Annotated in this window: 20 protein-coding genes and 3 tRNA genes; 12 read left to right on the forward strand and 11 right to left on the reverse strand. The window is 72.7% G+C overall.

What is annotated here, in order from left to right; translation table 11 throughout:
• Positions 1-35 precede the first annotated feature (35 nt).
• The 6 genes from AC0VXQ_RS06480 to AC0VXQ_RS06505 all read right to left on the reverse strand — a co-directional run bounded on the left by AC0VXQ_RS06480 (position 36) and on the right by AC0VXQ_RS06505 (position 7,584).
• Positions 36-758 (reverse strand): helix-turn-helix domain-containing protein, encoded by a 723-nt coding sequence (locus AC0VXQ_RS06480; protein WP_058730605.1) that lies wholly within the window; start codon positions 756-758, stop codon positions 36-38.
• 62 nt (positions 759-820) lie between these two features.
• Positions 821-2,371: a methionine--tRNA ligase gene (gene metG / locus AC0VXQ_RS06485; RefSeq protein WP_058730604.1), complete on the reverse strand. Its 1,551-nt coding sequence runs from the start codon at positions 2,369-2,371 to the stop codon at positions 821-823.
• Between the two features lie 36 nt (positions 2,372-2,407).
• On the reverse strand, positions 2,408-4,003 hold the full coding sequence (gene serA, locus AC0VXQ_RS06490; RefSeq protein WP_058730603.1) for a phosphoglycerate dehydrogenase: 1,596 nt from the start codon (positions 4,001-4,003) through the stop codon (positions 2,408-2,410).
• A gap of 140 nt (positions 4,004-4,143) precedes the next feature.
• Positions 4,144-5,169 (reverse strand): ketol-acid reductoisomerase, encoded by a 1,026-nt coding sequence (gene ilvC, locus AC0VXQ_RS06495; protein WP_058730602.1) that lies wholly within the window; start codon positions 5,167-5,169, stop codon positions 4,144-4,146.
• A gap of 84 nt (positions 5,170-5,253) precedes the next feature.
• On the reverse strand, positions 5,254-5,763 hold the full coding sequence (gene ilvN, locus AC0VXQ_RS06500) for an acetolactate synthase small subunit (protein WP_058730601.1): 510 nt from the start codon (positions 5,761-5,763) through the stop codon (positions 5,254-5,256).
• 6 nt (positions 5,764-5,769) lie between these two features.
• Positions 5,770-7,584, reverse strand: a complete 1,815-nt coding sequence (locus AC0VXQ_RS06505) for an acetolactate synthase large subunit (protein WP_081101422.1) — start codon at positions 7,582-7,584, stop codon at positions 5,770-5,772.
• Between the two features lie 424 nt (positions 7,585-8,008).
• Between AC0VXQ_RS06505 and AC0VXQ_RS06510 the strand changes: the two genes are divergently transcribed.
• The 3 genes from AC0VXQ_RS06510 (at position 8,009) to AC0VXQ_RS06520 (ending at position 8,801) form a co-directional block, all read left to right on the forward strand.
• Entirely contained in the window at positions 8,009-8,470 is a 462-nt protein-coding gene (locus tag AC0VXQ_RS06510; RefSeq protein ID WP_475528046.1) for a hypothetical protein, read from the forward strand.
• 138 nt (positions 8,471-8,608) lie between these two features.
• Positions 8,609-8,684 (forward strand) — tRNA-Lys (locus AC0VXQ_RS06515).
• 44 nt (positions 8,685-8,728) lie between these two features.
• Positions 8,729-8,801: transfer RNA gene (locus tag AC0VXQ_RS06520), tRNA-Lys, on the forward strand.
• Between the two features lie 91 nt (positions 8,802-8,892).
• On the opposite strand, the gene AC0VXQ_RS06525 is transcribed toward AC0VXQ_RS06520, so the two are convergent.
• Complete coding sequence (locus AC0VXQ_RS06525; protein ID WP_064725622.1) at positions 8,893-9,393, reverse strand: MarR family winged helix-turn-helix transcriptional regulator; 501 nt, start codon at positions 9,391-9,393, stop codon at positions 8,893-8,895.
• Positions 9,394-9,453: 60 nt separating this feature from the next.
• On the opposite strand from AC0VXQ_RS06525, the gene bcp reads away from it, so the two are divergent.
• The 8 genes from bcp (at position 9,454) to AC0VXQ_RS06565 (ending at position 17,372) form a co-directional block, all read left to right on the forward strand.
• Positions 9,454-9,933 carry a thioredoxin-dependent thiol peroxidase gene (bcp, locus tag AC0VXQ_RS06530; RefSeq protein ID WP_058730598.1) on the forward strand — a complete coding sequence of 160 codons (480 nt, stop codon included), beginning with the start codon at positions 9,454-9,456 and terminating at the stop codon, positions 9,931-9,933.
• 112 nt (positions 9,934-10,045) lie between these two features.
• Positions 10,046-10,127, forward strand: a tRNA-Leu gene (locus tag AC0VXQ_RS06535).
• Between the two features lie 34 nt (positions 10,128-10,161).
• Complete coding sequence (locus tag AC0VXQ_RS06540) at positions 10,162-11,760, forward strand: ABC transporter substrate-binding protein (RefSeq protein WP_058730597.1); 1,599 nt, start codon at positions 10,162-10,164, stop codon at positions 11,758-11,760.
• Positions 11,761-11,921: 161 nt separating this feature from the next.
• Positions 11,922-13,445, forward strand: coding sequence for a malate:quinone oxidoreductase (locus tag AC0VXQ_RS06545; RefSeq protein ID WP_260008890.1), 1,524 nt, complete (start codon positions 11,922-11,924; stop codon positions 13,443-13,445).
• Positions 13,446-13,553: 108 nt separating this feature from the next.
• On the forward strand, positions 13,554-14,636 hold the full coding sequence (locus tag AC0VXQ_RS06550) for a YihY/virulence factor BrkB family protein (RefSeq protein ID WP_058730596.1): 1,083 nt from the start codon (positions 13,554-13,556) through the stop codon (positions 14,634-14,636).
• Position 14,637: 1 nt separating this feature from the next.
• Positions 14,638-15,528, forward strand: a complete 891-nt coding sequence (locus AC0VXQ_RS06555) for an alpha/beta hydrolase family protein (RefSeq protein ID WP_129357455.1) — start codon at positions 14,638-14,640, stop codon at positions 15,526-15,528.
• A 90-nt stretch (positions 15,529-15,618) separates the two neighbouring features.
• The gene (locus tag AC0VXQ_RS06560) at positions 15,619-16,725 is read left to right on the forward strand and encodes an S-(hydroxymethyl)mycothiol dehydrogenase (RefSeq protein WP_061224998.1); all 1,107 of its coding nucleotides are present in this window, start codon (positions 15,619-15,621) and stop codon (positions 16,723-16,725) included.
• A complete protein-coding gene (locus tag AC0VXQ_RS06565) occupies positions 16,722-17,372 on the forward strand; it encodes an MBL fold metallo-hydrolase (RefSeq protein WP_061224999.1) in 651 nt (216 codons plus the stop codon). The genes AC0VXQ_RS06560 and AC0VXQ_RS06565 overlap by 4 nt, the downstream gene beginning before the upstream one ends.
• 131 nt (positions 17,373-17,503) lie before the next feature.
• On the opposite strand, the gene AC0VXQ_RS06570 is transcribed toward AC0VXQ_RS06565, so the two are convergent.
• From AC0VXQ_RS06570 to AC0VXQ_RS06580, 3 genes are read right to left on the reverse strand one after another with little or no spacing between them, the layout of a single operon-like run.
• A complete protein-coding gene (locus AC0VXQ_RS06570; RefSeq protein ID WP_475528050.1) occupies positions 17,504-18,853 on the reverse strand; it encodes an MFS transporter in 1,350 nt (449 codons plus the stop codon).
• Positions 18,850-22,299 carry an AAA family ATPase gene (locus AC0VXQ_RS06575; RefSeq protein ID WP_061225001.1) on the reverse strand — a complete coding sequence of 1,150 codons (3,450 nt, stop codon included), beginning with the start codon at positions 22,297-22,299 and terminating at the stop codon, positions 18,850-18,852. Before AC0VXQ_RS06575 ends, AC0VXQ_RS06570 begins: the two co-directional genes overlap by 4 nt.
• On the reverse strand, positions 22,296-23,462 hold the full coding sequence (locus AC0VXQ_RS06580) for a metallophosphoesterase family protein (RefSeq protein ID WP_358294224.1): 1,167 nt from the start codon (positions 23,460-23,462) through the stop codon (positions 22,296-22,298). Before AC0VXQ_RS06580 ends, AC0VXQ_RS06575 begins: the two co-directional genes overlap by 4 nt.
• Positions 23,463-23,501: 39 nt before the next feature.
• Between AC0VXQ_RS06580 and AC0VXQ_RS06585 the strand changes: the two genes are divergently transcribed.
• Positions 23,502-24,608 (forward strand): ADP-ribosylglycohydrolase family protein, encoded by a 1,107-nt coding sequence (locus AC0VXQ_RS06585; protein WP_061225003.1) that lies wholly within the window; start codon positions 23,502-23,504, stop codon positions 24,606-24,608.
• 16 nt (positions 24,609-24,624) lie between these two features.
• Here AC0VXQ_RS06585 and AC0VXQ_RS06590 read toward each other — a convergent pair whose 3' ends face one another.
• Entirely contained in the window at positions 24,625-25,473 is an 849-nt protein-coding gene (locus AC0VXQ_RS06590; protein ID WP_061225004.1) for a phosphotransferase, read from the reverse strand.
• Positions 25,474-25,478: the final 5 nt, after the last annotated feature.

Raw genomic sequence — 25,478 nt, forward strand, 5'->3', positions numbered from 1 at the left:
GGCGGCGGTCAGGGACAGGACGAGGGCGATGAAGGTTATGGTCTGCTCCCATCGGTCGGTGTGCCGGAGGTCCGAGGATTCGAGGCCCGGGCCTCGGAGCCCTCGCGCGCTTCGAGGGCCGCGGCCAGCGCGACGGCGTGGCCCATGACCTCCTCGAGTGGGCGGTACAGGGCGGTGTCCAGCCGCTCGGAGACGGCCTGCTGGGTGATGCCCAGCCGGGCCGCGGCCTCGGCCTGGGTCAGGCCGGTCAGCGCCAGGTCGTAGGCCTGCCGCGTGGTCTCGCGCTGCCGAGCGCGCACCCGCAGGATCAGGCGCAGCTGGGCCTGCACGGCGGCGGCCAGATCCGGTGCACCCGGCCGGGGTGCATCCGGGTCTGGTTCCGCGGAAGATGGCCCGGCAGGGTCGGCGTCGGCGGGGCCACCCTGGAAGCCCAGGTGCGAGGGGTCGGCCTTGGCCTGCTCGACGGCGGTGCGCGCCCGGAGGAAGGCGGGGCCGCGCCCGGCCCGGGAATCCGGCTGCCCCGCCGGGAGGCGGGCCGGGCCCTGCCCGATCCCGCAGTGCCACCGGCCGGTCAGGGCCAGCTCCACCGCGCAGCGCAGCGCGTCCCGGGCCTCATCGAACACCGCCTGGGCCTCATCCCCGGCGGTCCGGGCGAAGGGCAGGCGGGCGCGATCCGCCCAGGGGGCGCCGTCCAGCTCCGGGATGCGATCCGGGTGGTGGCGGGAGTCGATCTGATCGACCGTGAGAACGAACACCATGGAACGATCCTACAAGGCCATAGCCTTGTGTGCACCCCTCACAAGGCAGGAGCCTTGTCTGCTCAGGACTCGGGCAGCTCCACGCGGGGGAAGATCCCCTGCGGACTGGGCAGCTCGGTGCCGGGGCGGATGCGCTGCTCGACGGCGGAGAACATCCGCGCCGAGCCCTCCTCTTGGCCCAGCTGATCCAGGAGCCGGGCCATCGACGTCGGCATCACCGGCTGCACCAGCAGCGCCACGATCCGCAGGACCTCCAGCGTCGTGGCCAGCACGGCCGCCATCCGCTCCGGGTCCGCCTTGCGCAGCTTCCACGGCTCCTGGGCGGTGAAGTAGCGGTTGGCCTCGGCGATCACCCGCCAGATCCGATCCAGCGCGCGGTGGAAGTCCAGGACCTCCAGGTCCCGGCGCACCGCCGGCAGCAGCGCGTCGGCGGCCTGAAGCAGGGCGGCGTCCTCCGGGGTCGGCTCCCCGGCCTCCGGGACCTTTCCCCCGCAGTTCTTCGCGACCATGGACAGCGAGCGCTGGGCGAGGTTGCCCAGGTCGTTGGCCAGGTCCGAGTTGATCCGCGAGACGATCGCCGGGGCGCTGTAGGAGCCGTCCTGGCCGAAGGTGACCTCGCGCAGCAGGAAGAACCGCAGCGGGTCCACCCCGAAGGAGTCCACCAGCTGCGCCGGATCCAGCACGTTGCCCACGGACTTGGACATCTTGGCCCCGTCCACGAGCAGGAAGCCGTGGGCGAAGACGTTGCGGGGCAGCTCGATGCCGGCCGACCAGAGGAAGGCCGGCCAGTAGACCGTGTGGAAGCGGATGATGTCCTTGCCGATCACGTGGAAGTCCGCCGGCCAGTAGCGGCGGAACATCTCGCCGTCGACGTCCGGGAAGCCCAGGCCGGTGAGGTAGTTGGTGAGGGCGTCCACCCACACATACATGATGTGCTTCGGATCCCCCGGCACGGGGATGCCCCAGTCGAAGGTGGTCCGGGAGATGGACAGATCCCGCAGCCCCGAGGCCACGAAGGAGGCGACCTCGTTGCGCCGGTGCTCCGGCATGGCCAGGCCCTCGGTGCGGTACAGCTCCAGCAGGCGGTCCTGGTACTTGGAGAGGCGGAAGAAGTAGGACTCCTCCTCCGTCCACTCCACCTCGGTGTCGGTGGGGATCGCGTAGCGCACCCCGTCCGAGCGCAGCTCCGTCTCCTCCTCGGCGTAGAAGGCCTCATCGCGCACCGAATACCACCCGGCGTAGGTGTCCAGGTAGATGTCCCCGTTGGCCTCCATGCGCCGCCACATCTCCTGGCAAGCGGCCGCGTGGTCGGGATCCGTGGTGCGGATGAACCGGTCGTAGCTGATCCCCAGCAGATCGTCCATGGCCCGGATCTTCGCGGAGTTGGCGTCGGCCAGCTCCTTGGCGGTGATGCCCTGCTTGGCCGCGGAGGTCTGCATCTTCTGTCCGTGCTCATCCGTGCCGGTCTGGAATCGCACGTCGTAGCCGTCCAGGCGCTTGAACCGGGCCAACACGTCGCAGGCGATGTGCTCGTAGGCGTGGCCGATGTGCGGATCCCCGTTGGGGTAGACGATCGCGGTGGTGAGGTAGTACGGATCGGCGGGTGAAGTCATGGCTCCCACTGTATCGAGGTGGCGGATCCTGCGGGCTCAGTCCGTCAGGGACACGGCCGCGGCCAGGCCGGCGCGGATGGTGTCCCGGATGGAGGCGACCATCGCGGGGGCGGCCGGGGAGTCCAGGGCGAGCACGGAGAAGGCCCGCTCCTCGTTCTCGGCCCGCGAGACCTGCATGCCGGCGATGTTGACCCCGGCGGTGCCCAGCAGGGTCCCCATCGCGGCGATGATCCCCGGGCGATCCCGATAGTCCAGCAGGAGCATGTGGTCGGTGAGGTTGACCTCGAAGTCGAAGCCGTTGATCCCGGTGAGCTTCTCCACCAGCTTGGGGCCGGTGACCGTGCCGGAGACGGACAGCCGGGTGCCGTCGGCCAGGATCGCGCTGATCGTGGTCTCGTTGCGGAAGCCCTCGACCTCGGGGGTGGTCACCAGGGAGGTCTCCACCTGCCGCTGCTCGGCGATCATGGGGGCGTTGACGTAGGAGACCTTCTCCGAGACCACGTCGGTGAACACGCCTTTGAGGGCCGCCAGGCGCAGGGAGGAGACGTCCTTCTGCGCGATCTCCCCCGCGATGCGCACCTCGATGCTGGTCAGCGGCGAGTCCGTGCTCAGGGCGGTGAGCACCCGCCCGAGCTTCTCGGCCAGCGCGATGCCGGGGCGCACGTCGGCGTCGATGGGTCCGCCGGCGATGTTGACCGCGTCCGGGACGAGCTCGCCCTCCAGGGCCAGCTTCACGGAGCGGGCCACGGACACCCCGGCCTTCTCCTGGGCCTCGCGGGTGGAGGCGCCCAGGTGCGGGGTGGTCACCACCTGCGGCAGGTCCACCAGGTCCAGCCCGGTGTCCGGCTCCGTCTCGAAGACATCCAGCGCGGCCCCGGCGATCTGCCCCTCCTTCAGGGCCTGGGCCAGGGCACGCTCATCCACCAGTCCGCCGCGGGCGACGTTGACGACGACGGCCGTGTCCTTCATCGCGGCGAAGGCCTCGGCCCCGAGCATCCCGATGGTCTCGGGGGTCTTGGGCATGTGGATGGTGATCACGTCGGCCTCGGCCAGCAGGGTCTCCAGGTCCGTCAGGCGCACGCCCAGGGAGGCCGCGCGCGGGGCGGTGACGAAGGGGTCGTAGGCCAGCAGCTCGGTGCCGAAGGGCGCCAGGCGCTCGGCCACCAGCCCGCCGATGCGCCCGAGGCCGATGATGCCGACCTTCTTCTCGTACAGCTCGGTGCCGGTGTAGGCCGAGCGCTTCCACTCCCCGGCCCGCAGCGAGGCGTTGGCCTGGGAGATGTTGCGCAGCAGACCCAGGATGTGCCCGACGGTCAGCTCGGCGGCGGAGATGATGTTGGAGGTGGGGGCGTTGACCACCATGATCCCCGCGGCCGTGGCGGCGGGGATGTCCACGTTGTCCAGGCCGACCCCGGCGCGGGCGATGACCTTCAGGCGGTGGGCGGCGGCGATGGCCTCGGCGTCCAGGGTCGTGGCCGAGCGGATCAGGATCGCGTCGACCTCGGCGATGTCGGCCAGCAGCCGGGTGCGGTCCGCGCCGTCGGTGCGGCGGATCTCGAAGGCCGGGCCCAGGGCCTCGACGGTCGCGGGAGAGAGCTCTTCGGCGAGCAGGACGACGGGCTTGTCGCTCACGGGGGTTCCTTCGCTTGGGGTGCGGCGGGGTGTGGGTATCCGCGGATGCGGGGTGGAGTGGTGCGGCGCTGGGGGTGCCCCGCGAGGGCGGGGCGGCCGGGGCGGAGGAAGCTTCCTCCGCCCCGGCGCACCGGAGGGGATCAGCGGGCGGCGGAGCCGTCCGTGTAGTCCTCATCGGCGGACTTCCAGGAGAACAGCTTGCGCAGCTCCTGGCCGGTCTTCTCGATGGGGTGGGCGGCACCGCGCTCGCGCAGCCGGGTGAACTCGGGGGCGCCGGCCGCCTGGTCGTCCATGAACCGCTGGGCGAAGGAGCCGTTCTGGATGTCCGCCAGGACCTCCTTCATGTGCTCCTTGACGTCCGGGGTGATGACCCGCGGCCCGGAGACGTAGTCACCGAACTCGGCGGTGTCCGAGCAGGACCAGCGCTGCTTGGTGATCCCGCCCTCGTTCATCAGGTCCACGATGAGCTTCAGCTCGTGCAGCACCTCGAAGTAGGCGATCTGCGGCTGGTAGCCGGCCTCGGTCAGGGTCTCGAAGCCGTACTGGACCAGCTGGGACACGCCGCCGCACAGCACGGCCTGCTCGCCGAACAGGTCCGACTCGGTCTCCTCGGTGAAGGTGGTCTTGATGACCCCGGCGCGGGTGGCCCCCAGGGCCTTGGCGTAGGACAGGGCCAGGTCCATGGCCTTCCCGGAGGCGTCGACCTCCACGGCCACCAGCGCCGGCACGGCCCGGCCGGCCTCGAACTCGCGGCGCACCGTGTGCCCGGGGCCCTTGGGGGCGACCATCGCGACGTCGATGCCCTCGGGCACCTCGATGTAGCCGAAGCGGATGTTGAACCCGTGGGCGAAGAACAGGGCGTCCCCGGGCTGCAGGTGCGGCTGGATGGACTCGCGGTAGATCTGGGCCTGGACCTGATCCGGGGTGAGGATCATGATGACGTCGGCCTCGGCGGCCGCCTCGGCCACGCTGAGCACGCGCAGCCCCTCGGCCTCGGCCTTGGCCTTGGAGCGGGAGCCCTCGGCCAGTCCGATGCGCACGTCCACGCCGGAGTCGCGCAGGTTCAGGGCGTGGGCGTGGCCCTGGGAGCCGTAGCCGATGATGGCGACCTGGCGGTCCTGGATGATCGACAGGTCGGCGTCGTCGTCGTAGAAGATCTCGGTCATGGGGTCAGCTTCTCCTTGCTGGTCGGTGGGTGGGTCTGCGGACCCGGTATGCGCCCTGGCGGGCGGGCCGGGTGGTTCGGTGGGTCAGCGGCGCAGGGCCTTCTCGGACAGGGAGCGGGGACCGCGGGAGACGCCGAGGGTCCCGGCGCGCACGATCTCGCGGATGCCGAAGGGCTCCAGGACCTCCAGCAGGGCCTCGAGCTTGCCGGCCGGTCCGGTGGCCTCGATGACCACGGATTCGGTGGAGACGTCCACCACGCGGGCGCGGAACAGCTCGGCGGCCTGGGTGACCTGGGTGCGGGTCGCGGCGTCGGCGCGGACCTTGACCATCACGTGGTCCCGCTGCACCGAGGTCTCCGGGGGCAGCCGCACGACCTTCAGGACGTGGATGAGCTTGTTCAGCTGCTTGGTGACCTGCTCCAGGAGGACCTCGTCGGCCTCGACGACCACGGTGATCCGGGAGATCCCGGGCACCTCGGTGCCCCCGACGGCCAGCGAGTCGATGTTGAACTGTCGGCGGGCGAACAGCCCGGAGACCCGGGTCAGGACGCCGGGGGTGTCCTCCACGAGCACGGACAGGGTGTGGGCGGCCATGGGCGCTCAGTCCTCTCGGTTCCAGTCGGGTGAGGTGTCCTTGGCGATCTGGATCGCGTCGTTGGACACCCCGGCGGGCACCATCGGCCAGACCATCGCGTCCGGGCTGACGGTGAAGTCCACGACGACGGGGCGGTCGTTGATCTCCAGGGCCCGGGCGATCGCCTCGTCCACCTGGTCGTCGCCTTCGCATCGGAAGCTGGCGCAGCCGTAGGCCTCGGCGAGCTTGACGAAGTCCGGGATGCGCCGGGAGGCGTGGCCGGTGTTCAGGTGGGTGTTGGAGTAGCGGCCGTCGTAGAACAGCGTCTGCCACTGCCGGACCATCCCCAGCGAGGAGTTGTTGATCACCGCGACCTTGATGGGGATGTCGTTCAGGGCGCAGGTGGCCAGCTCCTGGTTGGTCATCTGGAAGCAGCCGTCGCCGTCGATGGCCCACACCACCCGGTCCGGGCAGCCGACCTTGGCGCCCATCGCCGAGGGCACGGCGTAGCCCATCGTGCCCAGGCCCGCGGAGTTGATCCACTGGTGCGGGCGCTGGTAGCCGATGAACTGCGCGGCCCACATCTGGTGCTGGCCCACCCCGGAGCAGTAGATGGCCTCGGGTCCGGTGAGCTCGCCGATGCGGCGGATGACGTGCTGGGGCGAGCCCAGCCCGTCCTCGGTGGGCACCCACCCCAGGGGGTACTCCTCCTTGAGCCGGTTCAGCACGGCCCACCAGTCCCCCAGGTCCGGGGTGCGCCCGGAGGTCTGCGCGCGGTAGGCCTCGATGAGGTCCGGCAGCACGGCCTTGAGGTCCCCCACGATGGGCACGTCCGCCCAGCGGATCTTGGAGATCTCCGCCGGGTCGATGTCCACGTGGATGACCTTGGCGTGCGGAGCGAAGGAGTCCAGCACGCCGGTGACCCGATCGTCGAAGCGCGCGCCGAGGGCCACCAGCAGATCGGCCTGCTGCATCGCGGTAACGGCGGGCACCGAGCCGTGCATCCCGGGCATGCCCAGATGGTGCGGGTCCGCGTCCGGGAAGGCCCCGCGGGCGGTGAGGGTGGTGACGACGGCGGCATCGGTGGCCGCAACGAGCTCGGCCAGCTCGGCCCCCGCATGCGAGCGCAGCATGCCTCCCCCGACGTACAGGACGGGGCGGCGGGCCTCGGCCAGCAGCTGCGCGGCCTCGCGGATCTGCTTGGCGTGGCCCTTGAGCACGGGGTGGTAGCCGCGCAGCTGCAGGGGCACGGGCCATTCGAAGTCCATCTGGCCCTGCTGGGCGTCCTTGGTGATGTCCACCAGCACCGGGCCCGGGCGCCCGGAGGCGGCAAGGTGGAACGCCTCGGCCAGCACCCGCGGGATGTCCTGGGCGCGGGTGGCCATGAAGGAGTGCTTGGTGATGGGCATGGTCATCCCGACGATGTCCGCCTCCTGGAAGGCGTCCGTGCCGAGCACCGCGGAGGAGACCTGCCCCGTGATCGCGACCATCGGCACGGAGTCCATGTGGGCGTCGGCCAGCGGGGTGATGAGGTTGGTGGCCCCCGGCCCGCTGGTGGCGATGCACACCCCGACCCGGCCGGTGGCCAGGGCGTAGCCCTGCGCGGCGTGTCCGGCCGCCTGCTCGTGGCGGACCAGGATGTGATTGATGGACTCGGAGTCCAGCAGCGGGTCGTAGGTCGGCAGGATGGCCCCGCCGGGCAGGCCGAAGACGTCGGTGACCCCGAGCTCCTCGAGGGTGCGGATCACGGCCTGGGAGCCGGTCATGCGCTCGGGCGGGCGGGTCCCGGTCGGAGCGGTCGGGGTGGGTGAGGAGGCGGTGCTCATTGCGTTCGTCCTCATTCTGTGGGTGGTCTTACCGGATGGTGCGTTCGGCCTTCGACCGCTGCTGTTCCTCGGCGGATGGGCCGGTGCGACGGGCGGATCGCGAAAGACCCCTCGGCCCGGGTGCGGGGCGAGGGGTCCGTGTCAGCTGTTCGGCCGCCGCCCGACTCGGTGCGGCGGTGGCGGCCGGCAGGCTGCCGTCCTCTAGCGGACGCCACGGACCCCGCGCTCCGCCGGAATGAGCGGAATGCGTGCGTCCGTGAGGGCTGAGGATGCGCGGCGTGCCATGTGCTCCATACAACGCCGGGGCATCCAGGAGATCAAAAACGTTTCATAATGTGAAACAGCCCTCCCGAGGCCCGCGCCGGGGGGGGGTGACTCCGGGCGTCACCGGGGCACGGACCCCTCCCCTGCAGGGGCCGGCCCGTCTAGACTCGCAGACATGTCTCTCAGCGGACCCTCGGTCGCCCTGCAGGATCGCCTGCGCAGCATCTTCGATGCCCAGGTGATGAACTACGGCGCTTACAACCTGGTATGCACCCCGGGAGACGCCGCCTCCGCGACGGGGGGATCCCCCGCCGAGGAGCACGCCGCCGCCGGGCACTTCCTGGTGGGCTATCGGCGCGGACCCGCGGAGCTGATCATCGCCCCCTTCGACCCGAAGACCCTCGAACCGCTCGCCCCACCGATCGCCGTGGACAACACCAACATGCTGCGCGGCGAAGCGCTCACCGACCGCTCCATCCTGCTGGAGACCACCTCCGGGGCTCGATTCCGACTGGAGATCTCGTCGCTGATCGAGGTTCCCACCGCCGCCGGGAACGAGGTGCTGGAGCAGGAGGCCGACGTCGCGGACCTGCTGGAGTTCCTCGCCCAGCTGTTCGGCCCGGCCCAGCGACCCTGAGGTCGGGCCCTCCAGAGCCCTTGATACGCCCGCGTCGGGACGGATTTGCCCGATGGCCGATCCCGGCGTAGAGTATCCATTCGTTGCCGCGCGGTGCGGATGCCGACCGACCGGGTCGGAGCCGTCGCGCAGCGGTGAGCGCCTCTAGCTCAATTGGCAGAGCAATTGACTCTTAATCAATGGGTTCCGGGTTCGAGTCCCGGGGGGCGCACCAGGCGGTGTCCGCGCGGACGCCGTCGACGATCGCCCTCAGGGCGAGCGCCTCTAGCTCAATTGGCAGAGCAATTGACTCTTAATCAATGGGTTCCGGGTTCGAGTCCCGGGGGGCGCACCGAGAAACGCGAGCAGGGGCCCGATCCGCCGAGGATCGGGCCCCTGCTCGTCGGGTGTCACCCCTGACGGCCGTGCCATCCGGCCGTCGGCTAGCCCCGCGGCTCCGACGATGCCGGGGAGATCCCGGACACCAGCCCGGAGCCCTCGGCGCGCACGACGTCCAGCGGCATGGTGTCGGTCTCGGACAGGTCGCGGATCACCTGCTCCAGCGCCTGGCGCAGCTCCTCGTGATCCAGCACGCCGGTGCCGGCCAGGTCGTGCTCGATCTCGGCGGCCTCCGCCAGCGCACGGCGACCTTTGTCCGTGAGAACCATCACGTAGCTGCGACGGTCCACCGCATTGCGCTCCCGAGCGATGTGCCCGTGCGCCTCCAGGCGCGTGAGGGTCTTGCCCATGGTCTGGGCCTGAACGCCGACCTTGTGCGCCACCTGCGCCTGGGTCAGCCCGCCCTCGCGGCTGATCACGTCCAGGGCCATGACCCCCGCGTGGGTCAGTCCCAGCGCCTGCAGCTTGCGGTTCCAGTTGTACTCGAACATGCGCGCGGCCGTGGACATCAGGCGCGAGATCGACCATTCCCGGATTTGTGGCATGCCCAGCAGTATAGACTGTCGCTTTCACGCCATCCGAGCCCCCAGGAGGACCCCGCCGTCATGACCGAGAGCCGTCGCCTGAGTCCCGGAGACCGGGCCCCCGAGTTCACCCTCCCCGACGCCGACGGGCACCCCGTGAGCCTGAGCGCACTGCGCGGGCAGCCCGTCGTCGTCTACTTCTACCCCCGCGCGGAGACCCCGGGGTGCACGACCCAGGCCTGCGATTTCCGCGACAGCCTCGCGGCACTGGGCGCGGCCGGCTACCGCGTCGTGGGCATCTCCCCCGATTCCCCGGCCAAGCTGCGCTCCTTCGCCGAGCACCACGACCTGGGATTCACCCTGCTCAGCGATGCCGACCACGCCGTGGCCGAGGCCTACGGCGCCTGGGGGGAGAAGACCAACTACGGACGCACCAGCGTGGGCCTGATCCGCTCCACCGTCGTCGTCGATGCCGAGGGCGCCGTGCGCCTGGCCCAGTACAACGTGCGGGCGAAAGGACACGTGGCCAGGCTGCGCCGCGAGCTCGGCCTGTCCGACTGAATACCCCGGGCGGGGGCCCTGCCGGACCGCGGCGAGGCCGAGCCGGTAGACTGCGAGGGCCGACCCCGGCCCCGCACCTCCCTCAACCGGGAGGACGCGCCGGGGCCAGCGAGCGCGAGTGGTGGAACTGGCAGACACGCAGGATTTAGGTTCCTGTGCCCTGCGGCGTGCGGGTTCGAGTCCCGTCTCGCGCACCGGCACCCCGGTACCCCTGAGGAAGGAGCCCCCGTGAGCACGAGCCGTCGAGGATTCCTGGGCGGCTGCCTCGCCGCCGGGCTGGCGCTGAGCGGGTGCTCCGGGGAGGAGCCCTCCCCGGCGGCCAGCGCCTCGGCGGATCCGACGCGGCTGACCTTCGCCGACGCCGCCCCGGCCCCCAGCCTGGACCCCTCCACCGACGGCCGGCTGGAGACGGCGCGGATCAGCGCGCAGGTGCTGGAGCCGCTGGTGCGGGCCAACCCGGACACCGGGGAGGCCATGGCCCATCTGGCCGAGTCGTGGAAGATCTCCGGGGACGGGCTGACCTACACCTTCCGCCTGCGCTCCTCCCCCCGATTCCACGACGGGCGGACCTTCGATGCCCAGGCCGTGCGGGCCAACGTCCTGCGCTGGGCGGAGGCGGCCCGCACCCAGCACCACCCGCCCACGGCCTTCCAGACCGTGTTCCGGATGCCCGGCACCGCCGAGGCACCGGCCCTGTTCGCCGAGTGCACCGCCCCCGACGCCCGCACCGTCGTCCTGCGGCTGAACCGCCGGCACCCGGCGCTGATCCGCGCCCTGACCCAGCCGGCCTTCGGCATCGCCTCCCCCGCCTCCTTCGCGGACGGGAAGGACCCCGGTGGGCACCCGGTGGGCACCGGGCCCTTCGTCTTCCAGCAGCGCGAGGACCAGACCGTGCGGCTGCGCCGCAACGAGGACTACTGGGGGGACGCCCCACAGGTGCAGGAGCTGGTGTTCCCCACGGTCATCGGGGCCCAGACCCGCTACTACCGGCTGCTCACCGGCGAAGCCGATGCGATCGACCTGGTGGGCACGTCGGATTTCGTCAGTCTCGCCCGACGCGGCTACCAGATCCAGCAGCGGGACCCGTACAACCTGGCGTTCCTGGCGATCAACCAGCGACACCCGGTCTTCGCCAGCGTCCAGCTGCGCCGGGCCGCCGCCCACGCGATCAACCGGTCGGACATCGTGCGCTCCTACTACCCCGAGGGCACCGAGACCGCCAACGACTTCACCCCCAAGCTCTTCGACGTCAGCGGCAGCGGCACCGGATCCGCCTACCGCTACGACCTCGGGCTGGCCCAGCGCCTCGTGCAGGCCTCGGACTATGACGGCCGATCCCTGCGCTTCTGCTATCCCACCGACGTGTCCCTGCCGTACCTGCAGAAGCCGGAGGCGATCTACGCGCGGATCGCCGAGGGGCTGACCAAGGCGGGCTTCACGATCGAACCGGTGCCGATCCCCTGGTCCGAGGACTATCCGGCGCGCATCCACGCCGAGGACCCGGATCGGGCCCTGGCCCTGACCGGGATCATGGGCACCTACCGGGATCCGGACGCCTTTCTGGCCCCGCTGTTCTCCCGTCGCACCGATCTGCTCGGCGCGCAGGAGTCCGAGCTGTTCGAGGCCGTCGAGGACGCGGCCGGCCAGCAGGACGGGGACACCCGCAAGGACGCCTACCGGCGGATCAACGAGATGGTCTCCGAGACCGTGCCGGCGGTGCCGCTGGCCTATCCGATCTCCGCGGTCGCGCTGAGCTCGCGGGTCACCGGGTACCCGCTGGCCGCCACCGGCGTCGCCGAATTCGACCGGGTCACCCTCAGCGATTGAGCCCGCGCACCCGGCCCAGGGCCGGGCGCGTTCGATTTCCGCCCGCGCGGAGGGCTACGCTGAGGGGAGCCGAGGCCGTCCCGGAGGCTTGAGCGGTGCGCCCCGCGCATCGCGCGTCCGCCCCGCGGACGGCCCGCAGGCGCGGTCGCCGTCGGCCCCGCCTGCCGCACCGTCGAGCACAGGAGAACAGGACTGCCGTGACCAAGACCCTGAAGACCGACGTCGCCCTGGTGGGCGGCGGAATCATGAGCGCGACCCTCGGGGTCCTGCTCCAGGAGCTCGAGCCGGACTGGGACATCACCCTGTTCGAGCGGCTGGACAAGGTCGGTGCGGAGAGCTCCAACCCGTGGAACAACGCCGGCACCGGGCACTCGGCCCTGTGCGAGCTGAACTACGCCCCGCTCGGGGCCGACGGCACGGTGGACCCGGCCAAGGCCCTGAACATCAACGAGCAGTTCCAGCTCAGCCGCCAGTTCTGGGCCACCCTGGTGGAGGAGGGCAAGCTCGCCGACGCCGGCTTCATCAACCCGGTGCCGCACATGTCCCTGGTCTTCGGGGACGCCCACAGCGACTACCTGAAGAAGCGCTGGGAGGCCCTGCACCCGCAGACCCTGTTCTCCTCGATGCGCTTCACCGAGGACCGCGACCAGATCCAGCAGTGGGCGCCGCTGACGGTGCGCGGACGCGACGCCTCCCAGCGCATCGCCGCCAACTGGTCCCCCGAGGGCACGGACGTGGACTTCGGCAACCTGACCCGCCAGCTCACCGAGCGCCTGACCGGGCAGGGCGCCTCCGTGCGCTACGGCCACCAGGTGCAGGACCTGCGCCAGGAGTCCGACGGCTCCTGGTCCCTGCGGGTGCGCAACCTGCTGGACTCCGATGACGACCTGCTGGTGCGGGCGAAGTTCGTCTTCCTCGGCGCCGGCGGCTACGCGCTGCCGCTGCTGCAGAAGTCCGGGATCCCCGAGGGCCGCGGCTTCGGCGGCTTCCCGGTCTCCGGGCTGTTCCTGCGCAACACCAACGAGGACACCGCCTCCCAGCACGACGCGAAGGTCTACGGCCAGGCCTCCGTCGGGGCCCCGCCCATGTCCGTGCCGCACCTGGACACCCGGTGGGTCGACGGCAAGCGGTCGCTGCTGTTCGGGCCCTATGCCGGATTCAAGACCAACTTCCTCAAGCACGGCTCCCTGCTGGACCTGTTCCGCTCGGTGCGCGCGGACAACGTCTACCCGATGGCCCGCGCCGGGCTGGACAACCTGGATCTCGTCAAGTACCTGCTCAGCGAGCTGGTCAAGACCCGCTCCTCCAAGATCGCCTCCCTGCGGGAGTACTACCCGGAGGCAGACGCGGATGAGTGGGAGCTGATCGAGGCCGGCCAGCGCGTGCAGGTCATGCGCAAGGACGCGAAGAAGGGCGGGGTGCTGCAGTTCGGCACCGAGCTGATTACCCATGGGGACGGCTCGATCGCGGCCCTGCTGGGCGCCTCCCCCGGCGCCTCCACGGCCGTGCCGATCATGCTCAACCTCATCAAGAAGTGCTTCCCGCAGCGCATCGACGCCTGGTCCTCGCGGCTGAGCGAGCTGGTGCCCACCTACGGTCACCGTCTCAACGACGACGCCCGACTGGCCGAGGAGACGATGTCGCGCACCGCGAAGGTCCTCGGCATCCACCACGAGACCCGCTGACAGAGCCCCGCTGCCCCGCGAGCCGATGCCGCCCGAGTCGTTCGGGCGGCATCGGCCCCGGCGACCACCCTGCGCGGTCCCCGCGCCGACCCCCGACTGGAGCCACCGGTGAACCTGCCCGAACAGACCATCGCCAAAGCCGAGATCGACGAGGAGCAGTCCTCCTCGCCGCATCGGCACAAGACCCGCAAGGTCACCAGCATCTCCAAGCCCGGCTGGGGCTACATCCTCAAGCGGACGCTGAACTCCTTCACCTCCAAGGGCTGCACGGACCTCGCGGCGACCCTGACCTACTTCACGGTGCTCTCGGTGTTCCCGGGGCTGCTGGCCGTCGTGTCCCTGCTGGGCGTGTTCGGCCAGGGTGAGCAGACCACCGAGACGATCCTGGACCTGATCCAGCCGTACGCCCCCAGTCAGCTGATGGACCTCATCGAGCAGCCCATCCGCCAGCTCACGGAGGGCAACGGCGCCGGCCTGGCCCTGATCACCGGTATCGTCGGCGCCCTGTGGACCGCCTCAGGGTACACCGGCGCTTTCGGTCGTGCCCTGAACCGGATCTACGGCGTCGTGGAGGGCCGGCCGATCTGGAAGCTGCGCCCCTGGAACCTGCTGGTGACCTTCACGATGGTCATCCTCGTGGTGCTGACCATGCTCACCGTGCTGCTCTCCGGCGGGGTCATCGAATTCTTCTCCGACCACCTGGGCATCGGCGACCAGATCACCCAGATCTGGAACTGGGTGCGCTGGCTGATCACCCTCGTGCTGGTCGTGGCCCTGATCGCGCTGCTGTACTACGCGACCCCCAACATCAAGCAGCCCAAGCTGCGCTGGATCAGTCCCGGCGCCGCCATCGCGCTGGTCATGATGGGGGTGGCCGGGGCGGCCTTCGGGTTCTACGTCTCCAACTTCTCCAACTACAACGCCACCTACGGCACCCTCGGTGGCGTGATCGTCATGCTGCTGCTGATCTGGATCATGAACAACGTCCTGCTGCTCGGGGCGGTGCTGGACTCCGAGCTGGAGCGGGCCCGCCAGCTGGAATCCGGCATCCGGGCCGAGGAGGACATCCAGCTGCCCCCGCGCGGCATCCGCCAGGCGGAGAAGATGCGCGACGCCCACGCCGATCTGGTCAAGCAGGGCCGGCAGCTGCGCCTGGACAACGACCACCTGGACTACTCCGAACAGGACTGAGGTGACCGGCCTGCGCTGGAGCCTGCACCGGGCCCGCCCCGCAGCCCCTTCCGGGGCGGCGGGGCGGGCCCTCTCGCCTGCCCAGCCGCCGGTGCTGCTGGTGCACGGGCTGGCGGTGACTGCCGCGCAGTGCTGGGTGCGCACGGGGTGGACCCGTATCCTGGCCCACCGGGACCTGGTGCTCATCCAGCTGCCCGGACACGGGGATCCCGCCCCCGCGGCCGGGGCCAGCGCTTCCGGTGAGATCCCCCTGGAGGAGGCCGACGGGGTGCCGGGGCTGCTGGCGGCCCTCCTGGAGGCCGGAGCCGAGGCCTGCGAGAGCCTCGGGGCGCCGGTGCTGCTGGACGGGCTGGGCTACTCCCTCGGTGCCCGGCTGCTGTGGCAGCTGGCCCGGGAGGAGCCGGAAGCCCTCCGCCGCCTGGTCCTGGGCGGGCTGCCCGCCCGCGATCTGCTGGCCGAGCTTCCCCCGGCGCGGACAGGCGGCCCCTCCCCCGCACCCGACCCCGGCACCGGTCCACGAGAGTCTGCGGGCCTCCTCGGGCCCACCGAATCGGGAGTCCTTCCGGGCCCGCGGGACCCGGATCCCGCACTGGCCGAGCTGGGCGGGGTCCTGGCCCGCTCCACGATCCCCCGCGATCGCATCGCCGCGCTGCTGCCGCTGGTCACCCACCCGCGGTTCGTCCCCGCCCCGGGACCAGGCCAGCCGCTCCTGCTGGCGGCCGGCGCGAATGACGCCATCGCCGGGCCCGACCTGGCGCGGCTGGCGGCGCTGGCACCGCGCTGCACCGCCCTGCCCCTGCCGCAGCGCACCCACGCCGACGCCCTGACCAGCGGAATCTTCCGCCGGGTCGGCGCGGCCCATCTGGGCGCGGCAGCGGCTTCTCGTGATTGACTGGTCATGGACCGCCGCCGTGCGCGCCCGCCGAGAGGCCGGGTCGATCGGGTGCGCGCACGAGGCCACCCCAACCGTTGAGGAGGAACCATGCAGCAGGTCAAGGCCGTCATCGTGCGGGAGAAGGACGCTCCCGCCGAGCTGACCACCATCACCGTCCCGGATCCGGGCCCGGGTGAGGCCCTCGTCAAGGTCCTCACCTGCGGGGTCTGCCAGACCGACATGCACTACCAGAAGGGCGGGGTCGGGGACGACTTCCCCTACCTGCTGGGCCACGAGGCCTCCGGGATCGTCGAGGCCGTGGGCGAGGACGTCACCGGCGTCGCCGTCGGCGACCACGTGATCCTCAACTGGCGGGCCGTGTGCGGCCAGTGCCGCGCCTGCCGCCGCGGGGAGCCCTGGTACTGCTTCGACACGCACAACGCGCACCAGAAGATGACCCTGCAGGACGGCACCGAGCTGGAGCCGGCCCTGGGGATCGGCGCCTTCGCGGAGAAGACCCTCGTGGCCGCCGGCCAGTGCACCAAGATCGAAGGGGACATGGACCGGGACCAGTACGCCGCCGTCGGGCTGCTGGGCTGCGGCATCACCGCCGGGATCGGGGCGGCGCTGAACACCGGGGCCGTGCGCCGCGGCGAATCCGTGGCCGTGATCGGCTGCGGCGGGGTCGGGGTGGCGGCCGTGGCGGGTGCCGCCCTGGCCGGGGCCACCACGATCATCGCGGTCGACGTGGACGGACAGAAGCTGGCCGCCGCCGAGCGCCTGGGCGCCACCCACACCGTGGACTCCTCCGAGCGCGACGCCGTGGAGGCGATCCGCGAGCTGACCGGCGGGCACGGCGCCGACGTCGTCATCGACGCCGTCGGGGTGGCCGAGACCTTCCGCCAGGCCTTCGAGGCCCGGGACCTGGCCGGTCGCCTGGTCCTGGTCGGCGTGCCGAACCCGGGCACCGAGCTCACCCTGGACCTGGCCGACGTCTTCTCCCACGGCGGTTCCGTGCGCCCCGCCTGGTACGGGGACTGCCTGCCCACCCGGGACTTCCCGATGCTCGTGGACCAGTACCGCCTGGGCCGGCTGGACCTGGATGCGTTCGTCACCGAGCGCACGGACCTGGAGCACATCAACGAGGCCTTCCAGAAGATGGCCGACGGGGCCGTGCTGCGCTCCGTGGTGGACCTGCCGGGAGGTGGCGCGTGAGCACCCGCATCGAGAACACCGTCACCGCGGGCACCTTCTCCCTGGACGGGGGGACCTGGGAGGTGGAGAACAACGTCTGGGTGATCGGCGATGACGAGCGCTGCGTGGTCATCGACCCGGCGCACGACCTGGAGGCCGTCGCCGGGCTGGTCGGGGATCGGGAGGTCACCGCGATCCTGCTGACCCACGCCCACGACGACCACGCCGGACTGGCTCCGGAGGCCTCCCTGCGCTTCGGCGCGCCGGTGCTGCTGCACCCGGAGGACCGCCCGCTGTGGCTGCTGGCCAACCCGGACACGGACGTGCAGCCGCAGCCGCTGTCCGAGGGGCAGCGGATCCCCGCCGGCGGGGCCACCCTGACCGTGCTGCACACCCCGGGCCACTCCCCCGGCTCCGTGTGCTTCCTGAGCGAGGACCTGTCCTGGGAGGGCTCCTCCCCGGTGGTGTTCTCCGGGGACACCCTGTTCCAGGGCGGACCCGGGGCCACGGGCCGCTCCTTCAGCGACTTCCCGACGATCATCGACTCGATCACGGAGAAGCTGCTGAGCCTGGACCCGGGCACCGCGGTGCTCACCGGTCACGGGGAGACGACGACGATCGGGGCGGAGGCCCCGCACCGACAGGAGTGGATCGACCGCGGCCACTGAGCCGGTCCTGCACCGCACGGGGCCGCCCCGCGGCGAGATCGGGCCGGAGCATCCCTCCCAGCTGAGGGGGGGCGCTCCGGCCCGCTCCGCGTCCTGGGCCAGCGTGCTCGGCCTGTCTCGACCCGCTGGGGTCACCGTCCGTCGCGGCGGGCGAGGTGCCGGGCCAGGCGCGCGTCGGTCTCCCGGCGCTCGAAGCGCTGGCGCCACAGGTACCCGTACAGGTGGGCCAGCAGCAGGTAGGCCCCGGCGGAGAGCACCGGGAGCATCAGCGCGGAGTTGTAGCCCAGGGAGTCCCCCAGCACCGCGCCCCAGGCCAGCCCCAGGGCGTTGCCGGCCAGCAGCGAGGCCAGCGCCGAAGTGAGCACGAGGTCCAGGCAGCGCACCGGGGTGATGGACATCACCACGGAGTCGGTGACGATCAGGGCGACCCCGACCACCGCCCCCTCCACGACCAGGCTCAGCGCCAGCGTGGCGTCCCCGGTGGGCATGGACACCGGCATCCCCACGAGGGTCAGCAGACACGCCCACAGCAGCCACGCCCCCCAGGTGTTGGTCCGGGCCCGCAGCCCGACGACGATGACCGCCGAGACCAGGCTGGATCCGCCGAGCACGGCGTAGAGCAGCCCCACGTACTGCACGGCGTCGAAGTTCATGGTGTAGCTGACCAGCGAGGACTGCATGGATCCGAGCAGCAGCCCCAGGGCGCCCATGCCCACCACCGGCAGCCACATCAGCGAGCGCCTGGCGGCGTCCTCGGCGGCCGCCTCCGGCTCCGGCGGCGGGCTGGTGGGGCCGAGGGCGTGGCGCAGCCGGAAGAACGCGAAGGCCAGCACTCCGACGACGTTGACCGGCACGACCATGAGCAGCCCCGTGTGCGGGCCGCCGATGACGCAGCTGAGCCCGGTCACCGCGGCCCCGAGCAGCAGGGCCAGCACGTCCGCGACGGATTCGAAGGCGAGGGAGGAGTTCAGCAGGCTGCGATCGGCCAGGCGCTGGGATTCCCCCGCCCAGCGGATCCGGGCCAGGGCCGCCACGGGAGCGCAGGTGGCCCCGGTGACCGCGCACGCGGCCAGCAGCAGCCCGATGCCGATCTCCGGGTGACGCTGGACCCGGTCGGCCTCGTGGATCAGCCACAGCAGCGCGGCCGTGTTGGCCACCGAGCAGAACAGCAGCACCACCCGCTGACCCACGCGCCGGGCGAGCATCCCGTACAGCGGGACCGAGACGGCCAGCGCCAGGGCCACCGCCCCGGCGGCGTATCCGGCCAGCAGCACCTGCCGGGTCCAGGAGGCGATCATCACCAGCGTGCCCAGCGGCAGCATCGCCACCGGCAGGCGAGCGAAGACGGTCACCCCCAGGTAGCCCAGCCCGACCAGGCGCGCCAGGACGCGCAGCCGGGCCCAGGCCGTACCGGCCCGGGCGGCCGGGGGGATGCGGAAGGACCCGGTGGACCCGGGTGCCGTGGCGGGTGGGGTTCTCATCCTGCGTCGCTTTCGATCAGGGATCCGGCCGGGGTGCGCCGGACGCGCAGGTGCTGCGGGATCCGGGCGCGCAGGTCCGCGACGTGGCTGATCAGCCCGATGACCCGCCCGTTCTCGCGCAGTCCGTCGATCGCGTCCATGACGTCCTCCAGCGTATCCTCGTCCAGGCTGCCGAAGCCCTCGTCGACGAACAGGGTGTCGATCTGCACCCCGCCGGCCCGGGCCTGCACGACGTCGGCCAGGCCCAGGGCCAGGCACAGCGAGGCCATGAAGGACTCCCCTCCGGACAGGGAGCTGGTCGGGCGGGCCACGGAGGACCAGGCGTCGAAGACCTCCAGGCCCAGCCCGGAGCGGCGCCCGTGCCCGGCCGCGGCGTCGGAGTGGCGCAGGGTGTAGCGCCCCGAGCTCATCTGCTGCAGCCGCAGGCTCGCGGCCTCGGCGATCTCCTCGAGCTGGGCGGCCAGCACGTAGGTGGTCAGGGACATCCGCTGCAGGTTCTCGGCCCCGTTGCCGGCGGCCACCTCCGCGAGGTCCCCGATGCGCCGGGCCCGCTCGGCCCGCCGCCCGGAGCGTCGGGCCCAGTCCCCCCAGCGGACGGCCAGCTCCCGCAGATCGGCCAGCAGCTGCTGGGCCCGCTCCCGGGTGAGCAGGACCCGCTCGTGCTCCTCCTGGGCGGCGGCCTCGCGCCGGGCGGCCTGCTCGACCAGCTCGCCGCGCCGCTGCGGATCGGTGATCGACGCCGCATCCAGCCCCTCGGCCTCGGCCCGCTGCGCCTCCTCCAGCAGCCTGCGATGGGCCGGGGCCTGCCAGGCCTCCTCCAGCCGGGCCCGCTCCTGCTCCTCGGCGGCCACGGTCCGGCGCAGCTGTCCGCGCCGCTGCGGATCCAGGGACCGCGCCAGCGCCTCGGGGACATCGGCGAAGCCGGCCTCCCGCGCGGCCTGCGCGCCCGCGCGGGCAGACCGGGTTCGACGCCGTGCGGTGCGGGAGCGGGCTTCCAGACCGCCGAGCACCCGCTCGAGCAGCCGCTCCAAGTCCTCCGCGGCGGCCAGTCGGGTGCGCAGCGTCGAGGAGTCGAGCAGGTCCCGGGGGTCGCCGCCGCGCCGGGCCCGAGCGGAGCGGGCCCGCTCCCGAGCCTGGGCGCCGCGGGTCTGCAGGTCGCGGTGCTCCAGCTCCTGTCCCCGCAGGCGCTCGCGCAGCCGGTCCAGCTCCTGCGCCAGGCGCTGGGCCCGGCCCCGGTGCTGCTCGGCCCGCCGCTCGGCCTGCTCGGCCGCGCGCACCCGCGCTGCCGCCGCGTCGAGGCCCTCCTGCGCCTGCTCGGGGGTGGGCGGGGTGCCCTCGGCGTCCAGGGCCTCGAGGGCGGCGTCGACCCGGGCCAGCGCCTCGAGGATCCGCTGGGCCTCGGCCAGGGCGGCGTCGCGGCGCCGCCGGGCCTCCTGCAGAGCCCTGGGACTCAGATCCGGGGGCGCGGCCTGCCCGCTGCCGTCCCACGCTCCCCGGTCGAGGCCCGCCTCGGTCTGCCCCGGCGCGGAATCGGCGCCGCCGGGGACAGACCCGGGCATGGCTCCGGCATGCGGGTCGGGATGCTCCCGGCTGCCGCAGACGGGGCACGGACGCCCCGGGACGAGGTCCTCGGCCAAGGTCGCCGCGGCATCGCGCAGGCGCGCGCTCTGCAGGCGCTCGTAGCGCTCCAGGGTCTCGGTGCGCTCGTGTTCGGCCCGTTCGTGGCGTTCGGCCAGCTCCCGCCGCTGCTCCAGGTGACGGATCCGCTCGGTGCTGCGCCGTCGAGCCCGGGTGGCCTCCTGCTCCTCCTGCCGGGCCGGCGCAGCATCTGCGGCGAGGTGCTCCTGGGCGGCGACGGCCTCGGCCTCCCGCTGCGCGGCGGCCTGGGTCCGGTCGATCTCCTCCCGGGTGGCCCCGACAGCCTCCTGCGCACGGCGGATCCGCTCCACCAGCCCGCGGGCCTGCTCCTCGGCCGCGGCCTGCTCCTCGGCGGCGCGCAGCTCGGCCTCCAGGGCTCGACGCCGCTCCCGCAGCCGCACCCGGTAGGGATGCTCCCCCTGAGCGGAGGCCTCCTGCCCCTCGGCTGTAACCGCATCCGAACCGGCCTGCGCGCCCTCGGGCGCGTTCTCGACCTCGGCCGCGTGCTCGCCGTCGGAGGCGAGACCGGAGGCGGCATCGTCCTCAGCATCCGGGTCGGCGTCGGGCTCGGCCCCGACCTGCTCCCAGAACCGCTCGTCCAGGGCCTGCTCCCGCGCATCCGGCGCGACGGCGTGCGGTCCGGACTGGCGCAGCCTGCGGGCCCGGCGGGTCAGGTCGGTGAGCTCCTGCTGGATCTGGTGCAGTTCCTCCTCTGCGGCGCGGCGCTGATCCTCGGCCGCGCGCACGGGCTCGGCCCGCTCGGCCGCGGCCAGGCGCTCGGTGCGCTGGCGGTGCTCGGCCTCCCGGGCGCGCAGGTCCTCGGCCCGCCGCTGCAGGACGGCGTGCTCCCGGGCGGCCTCCAGCGCGTCGCGCTGCCGGGCCGTCTCCTCCCGATGCCGGGTCCAGGCCGCGCGCGCGGAGCCGAGGGCCTCCTCCAGACCGGCTGCGGCCTCGGCCAGACGCCGCTGGGCCCGGTGGATCCGGCGGGCCGGCTCCTGCTCCCCCGAGTCCTCCTGTTCCCCCGGTTCTTCTCGTTCCTCCGGCGCCTCAGGCTCGGTTGTCTGCCGTCCGGGCGCGCCGAGCGCACCGGGGTGATCGCCGTGCTCCGGGGTCAGGAGGCCGCGCTCCCGCTCCTGCAGCCGAGCGAACTCGGCCAGCAGGTGCTCACGCTGCCGGGCGGCATCGGCCAGCTCCTCCCGGGCGGCCCGCGCCTGCTCCTGCAGCACCCGCTGCGTTTCCGCGTACAGGTCCGTTGGGAACAGCCGCCGCAGCAGCTCCTCGCGGTCCGAGGAGGAGGCCTGCAGGAACTGGGCGAAGCGACCCTGCGGGAGCATGACCACCTGGGCGAACTGCTGACGGGTCAGGCCGATGGCCTGGGCCAGGTGCTCACCGGCCTCATCCATCCGGGTGGAGACCACCTCCCACTCGGCCTCCGGATCCGCCTCGGGACGCCGGCGCACCAGCACCGTGGCGTGCTGCTCGACGTAGCCGGCCTTCGCCCGGGTCGAGGGCCGGTTCCAGGCGGGGCTGCGCTGCACGAGGTAGCGGTGCTCTCCGATGCTCACCTCCACCTCCACCGAGGGCTTGGCCGCGGCCTCGGCGAAATGCGATTTCAGGCCCTTGGCGTTCTCCGGGACGGTGGTCGTGCCGTACAGGGCGAAGGTGAGCGCCTCGAACACCGTGGATTTGCCGGCGCCCGTGGGCCCGGTGAGCAGGAAGAGCCCGGCCTCGTTCAGCGGCTCGAAGTCGATCTCCTGGGCCTGCCGGTACGGGCCGAAGGCCTCCAGTCGCAGCCGGTGGATCCTCATGCCCGCTTCCCTTCCGTCGCGTCCGTCGCCTCCGCCTCGTGCGCCTGCTCGTCCCGGGCCCGGTCCAGGGCCCCCTCCACCAGCCGCCGCTCCGGCTCATCCAGGGGGCGGCGGCGGACCTGCTCGTAGAACTCCGCGCACACCTGCTCCGGGGTGCGGGCCCGGGCCAGGCGCTGGGCGTAGAAGCCGGCCGGGCGGGTGCGCAGACCGTCGAAGAGCAGCTCCACGGTGTGCGGGAAGCGGGTGCGCAGCCGCTCCATCGGATGCGCCGGCCGCTCGGCGTCGGTCAGGGTGATCTGGCACATCCGCTCCCGGGCCCAGTCCAGCTCCGGGTCCTCCAGCAGCTCCTCCAGGCGCCCCCGCAGCCGGGCCAGCGGCACCTGGTGCTCCCAGGCCCCCGGGGTCGCCTCGATCCCGCCCTCCGTGCGCTCCAGCATCCAGTAGCCCTTGACCTGGTCCGTCTCGGAGAAGGAGAAGCGCAGGGGCGAGCCGCTGTAGCGCACCGTCGGCGTGATCTGCTGGCGCCCGTGCAGATGCCCCAGGGCGGCGTAGTCCAGGCCCCGGAACACCGACGCCGGCACGGCCCCGAGGCTGCCCGATTCGATGGCCCGCTCCGAATCCGTCGGCTCGGCCCCCACCGCGAAGCAGTGCGCCATGACGATGCCGCGCACCCCCGGGCGCCGGGCCAGATCCGCCCGGATGCGCTCGGCCACCGCCTCCAGCACCGCCGCGTGCGTGGGCTGCACCCCCAGGCTGGGGCCCGCGGCCCGCGGGTCCAGGTAGGGGATGCCGTACACCGCGGTGGACTCGTCCAGCAGCACCGGCCGCGCGGCGTCGGCCAGGCGGGTGCGCAGGTGCACCCCCGCCCCTTCCAGGATGGTGTCCCCGAAGCCCAGGCGGGCCGCGGAGTCGTGGTTGCCGGAGGTCAGCACCACCGTGGTGCCCTGGGCGTTGAGCTCGCCCAGCAGCCGGGAGAGCAGCTGGATGACCTCGATGCGCGGGGAGGCCTGATCGTAGACGTCCCCCGCGATCAGCACCGCATCCACCTGCTGCCGGGCGCAGACCCGCACCAGCTCGGCGCAGATGGCCTCCTGATCCGCCTGGAGGGAGCGGCCGTGGAAGCTGCGCCCCAGGTGCAGGTCCGAGGTGTGCAGGATCTTCATGGCTCCAACGTAACCCGGGCGACTGACAGAATGAGCACCATGGATTCCCTGCCCATCCCCTTCCCCGACGCCGCCGAGTACCCCGCACTGGTGCGCGCGGCGCTGCGCGCGCAGGCCCGGGCCCGCCCCGAGCTGCTGGGCGCGCTGGCCGCCGGCATCGAGGGGCTGCGCGAAGCCCTGGACTGGTCCGCGCAGGGGGTCGGCGCGGACGAGACGGCGTGCGTGTGGCTGGGCGATCTGCGGTGGGCCCGGGCGCTGGGTCTGAACCCCGAGGAGGCCGCCCCGATGCCGCCGAGGGCGTGGTGGGAGCCCGAGGCCGCCCGCCTGGCCCCCGCGGACTTCGCCGAGCGGCACCCGCTGCTGGCCCGGGCCCTGTGCGCCGGTAACATGCCGTATCCGGCGCGCACCCCCTTCACCGAGCTGGCCGATGACGCCTTCCTCCCCCGCCTGGCAGTGCTCCCCCTGCACCCGCGCGAGGGCCTGGAGCAGCTGGGCCAGCTGGCCGTGAACCTCACCGCCCTGACCCACGGTCACCCGGAGGCCCTGGCCGCAGGCCTGGTGATCGTGCTGCATCGGCGGGCCCTGCTCGGGCTGGACGCCGAGGCCGTCGGGGATGCCGGGAACGGCGCGGACCCGCGGCGTCGTGCTCCGGCGCAGCTGCGGGAGCGGGCCCGGCGCCGCGTGCTCGAGCTGCTCAGCCCTCGGGATCCGGGCGGATCCGCGCCGTCCGCCGGGCTGCTCGCCTCCTACGGGGCCACCGGCGCCACCCGCTCCGGTCTGGCCCGCGTCCTGGCGGCGGCACCGCTGAGCGCGGCCGTCCTGGCCGATCCCGACGCCGCGGGGACCGCGCAGGGGCGGGGCGGGGATCAGGTGCCCGGGTGCGTGCGGGCCCTGGCCCGCGAGCTCACCGGAGCGGGCATCGCGCGACCGGAAGCGGACGCGGCGGACGGCGGGGCCGCGGCCGACTCCGAGGCCCGGTCCGAGGCGGATTCCGACGAGGCCTCCGAGACGTCACAGTCGCCGATGGCGCGGGCCGGGCTGGCGCCGACATATCCCTCGGCCGAGCAGCTGGCCGATCGGCTGGCCGAACGCTGGGTCGAGACCGCGCGGCGGTGGTGGGGGGTCTGGGGCGCCTCGGGAGGGTGACCGGCCGCCCTGCCCCTCAGGCCTCCGCTTCGATCCAGCGGTCGGCCCGCTCCACGGCCTGACGCAGGGTCGCGCCACCGTAGCCGTGGATCATCGCATACCCCACGGCCTGCAGGGGCATCAGCCGCTGCAGCACGCGGCCGCGCTCGGCCCAGTCGCGTCCCACCACACGGGTCACCGCCTCCCAGCCGAACCAGTTCCCGGCCGCGGCGATGTCCCAGCCGGGATCCCCGACGCTGGCATGATCCCAGTCGATGACCCCCGAGATGCGCTCCCGGTTCCACAGGATGTTGTGCCCGGCGAAGTCGGAGTGGATGAACCGGGGGGTCACCGGGTCCAGGGCCAGGGCATCGTCCAGCAGGCGCTCGGCGCGCTCCCGGTTGCCGTGCAGTAGCTGGGGGATGATCCGCTCTCGGACGGTGCGCGGCCAGTGCGAGCCGCCCCAGTGGGACTGGGAGGGTTCGAGCATCGCGGACAGGGGCGCGGGGTCGATCGCGTCGATCGCGCGCAGCGCCCGGCCCAGGGCCCGCGCCGGGGCGGGGCCCACCTCGCGGGGCCGCCCGGGCACCCAGGTCAGCCCGACGGCGACGTGCCCGCCGCGTTCCAGCACCCGGGTCAGGGGGCGGGGCACCTCGAAGGGCAGGTCCGCAGGCAGGGCGCGCAGCAGGTCGGTGCGGCGCTGGACCTGCCGGCCCACCAGGTGGTTCTTCGCCACCCGCACGCTGACCCGCTGACCCGCGTTGACCACCAGGTGCGCGGACCCGTTGGAGTGCACGTCCCATTCGGTGGGCGCGCACCGTACCCCGGCCTGGTCGAGGACCGCCTGGATGAGGGGTCGGAAGCGCATCAGCGCGAACGGGGACATGCGGG

The organism is Rothia sp. QJM3NY_36, from assembly GCF_056173115.1.

What these genes read in the sequence shown, in the direction of transcription:
- AC0VXQ_RS06570 (WP_475528050.1), bottom strand. Translation starts at nt 18,853, where the DNA reads ATGAGAACCCCACCCGCCACGGCACCCGGGTCCACCGGGTCCTTCCGC.
- AC0VXQ_RS06575 (WP_061225001.1), bottom strand. Translation starts at nt 22,299, where the DNA reads ATGAGGATCCACCGGCTGCGACTGGAGGCCTTCGGCCCGTACCGGCAG.
- AC0VXQ_RS06510 (WP_475528046.1), top strand. Translation starts at nt 8,009, where the DNA reads ATGTCTCTCAGCGGACCCTCGGTCGCCCTGCAGGATCGCCTGCGCAGC.
- ilvN (WP_058730601.1), bottom strand. Translation starts at nt 5,763, where the DNA reads ATGGCCGCCCACACCCTGTCCGTGCTCGTGGAGGACACCCCCGGCGTC.
- AC0VXQ_RS06480 (WP_058730605.1), bottom strand. Translation starts at nt 758, where the DNA reads ATGGTGTTCGTTCTCACGGTCGATCAGATCGACTCCCGCCACCACCCG.
- AC0VXQ_RS06580 (WP_358294224.1), bottom strand. Translation starts at nt 23,462, where the DNA reads ATGAAGATCCTGCACACCTCGGACCTGCACCTGGGGCGCAGCTTCCAC.
- metG (WP_058730604.1), bottom strand. Translation starts at nt 2,371, where the DNA reads ATGACTTCACCCGCCGATCCGTACTACCTCACCACCGCGATCGTCTAC.
- bcp (WP_058730598.1), top strand. Translation starts at nt 9,454, where the DNA reads ATGACCGAGAGCCGTCGCCTGAGTCCCGGAGACCGGGCCCCCGAGTTC.
- ilvC (WP_058730602.1), bottom strand. Translation starts at nt 5,169, where the DNA reads ATGACCGAGATCTTCTACGACGACGACGCCGACCTGTCGATCATCCAG.
- AC0VXQ_RS06505 (WP_081101422.1), bottom strand. Translation starts at nt 7,584, where the DNA reads ATGAGGACGAACGCAATGAGCACCGCCTCCTCACCCACCCCGACCGCT.
- AC0VXQ_RS06525 (WP_064725622.1), bottom strand. Translation starts at nt 9,393, where the DNA reads ATGCCACAAATCCGGGAATGGTCGATCTCGCGCCTGATGTCCACGGCC.
- AC0VXQ_RS06560 (WP_061224998.1), top strand. Translation starts at nt 15,619, where the DNA reads ATGCAGCAGGTCAAGGCCGTCATCGTGCGGGAGAAGGACGCTCCCGCC.
- AC0VXQ_RS06585 (WP_061225003.1), top strand. Translation starts at nt 23,502, where the DNA reads ATGGATTCCCTGCCCATCCCCTTCCCCGACGCCGCCGAGTACCCCGCA.
- AC0VXQ_RS06590 (WP_061225004.1), bottom strand. Translation starts at nt 25,473, where the DNA reads ATGTCCCCGTTCGCGCTGATGCGCTTCCGACCCCTCATCCAGGCGGTC.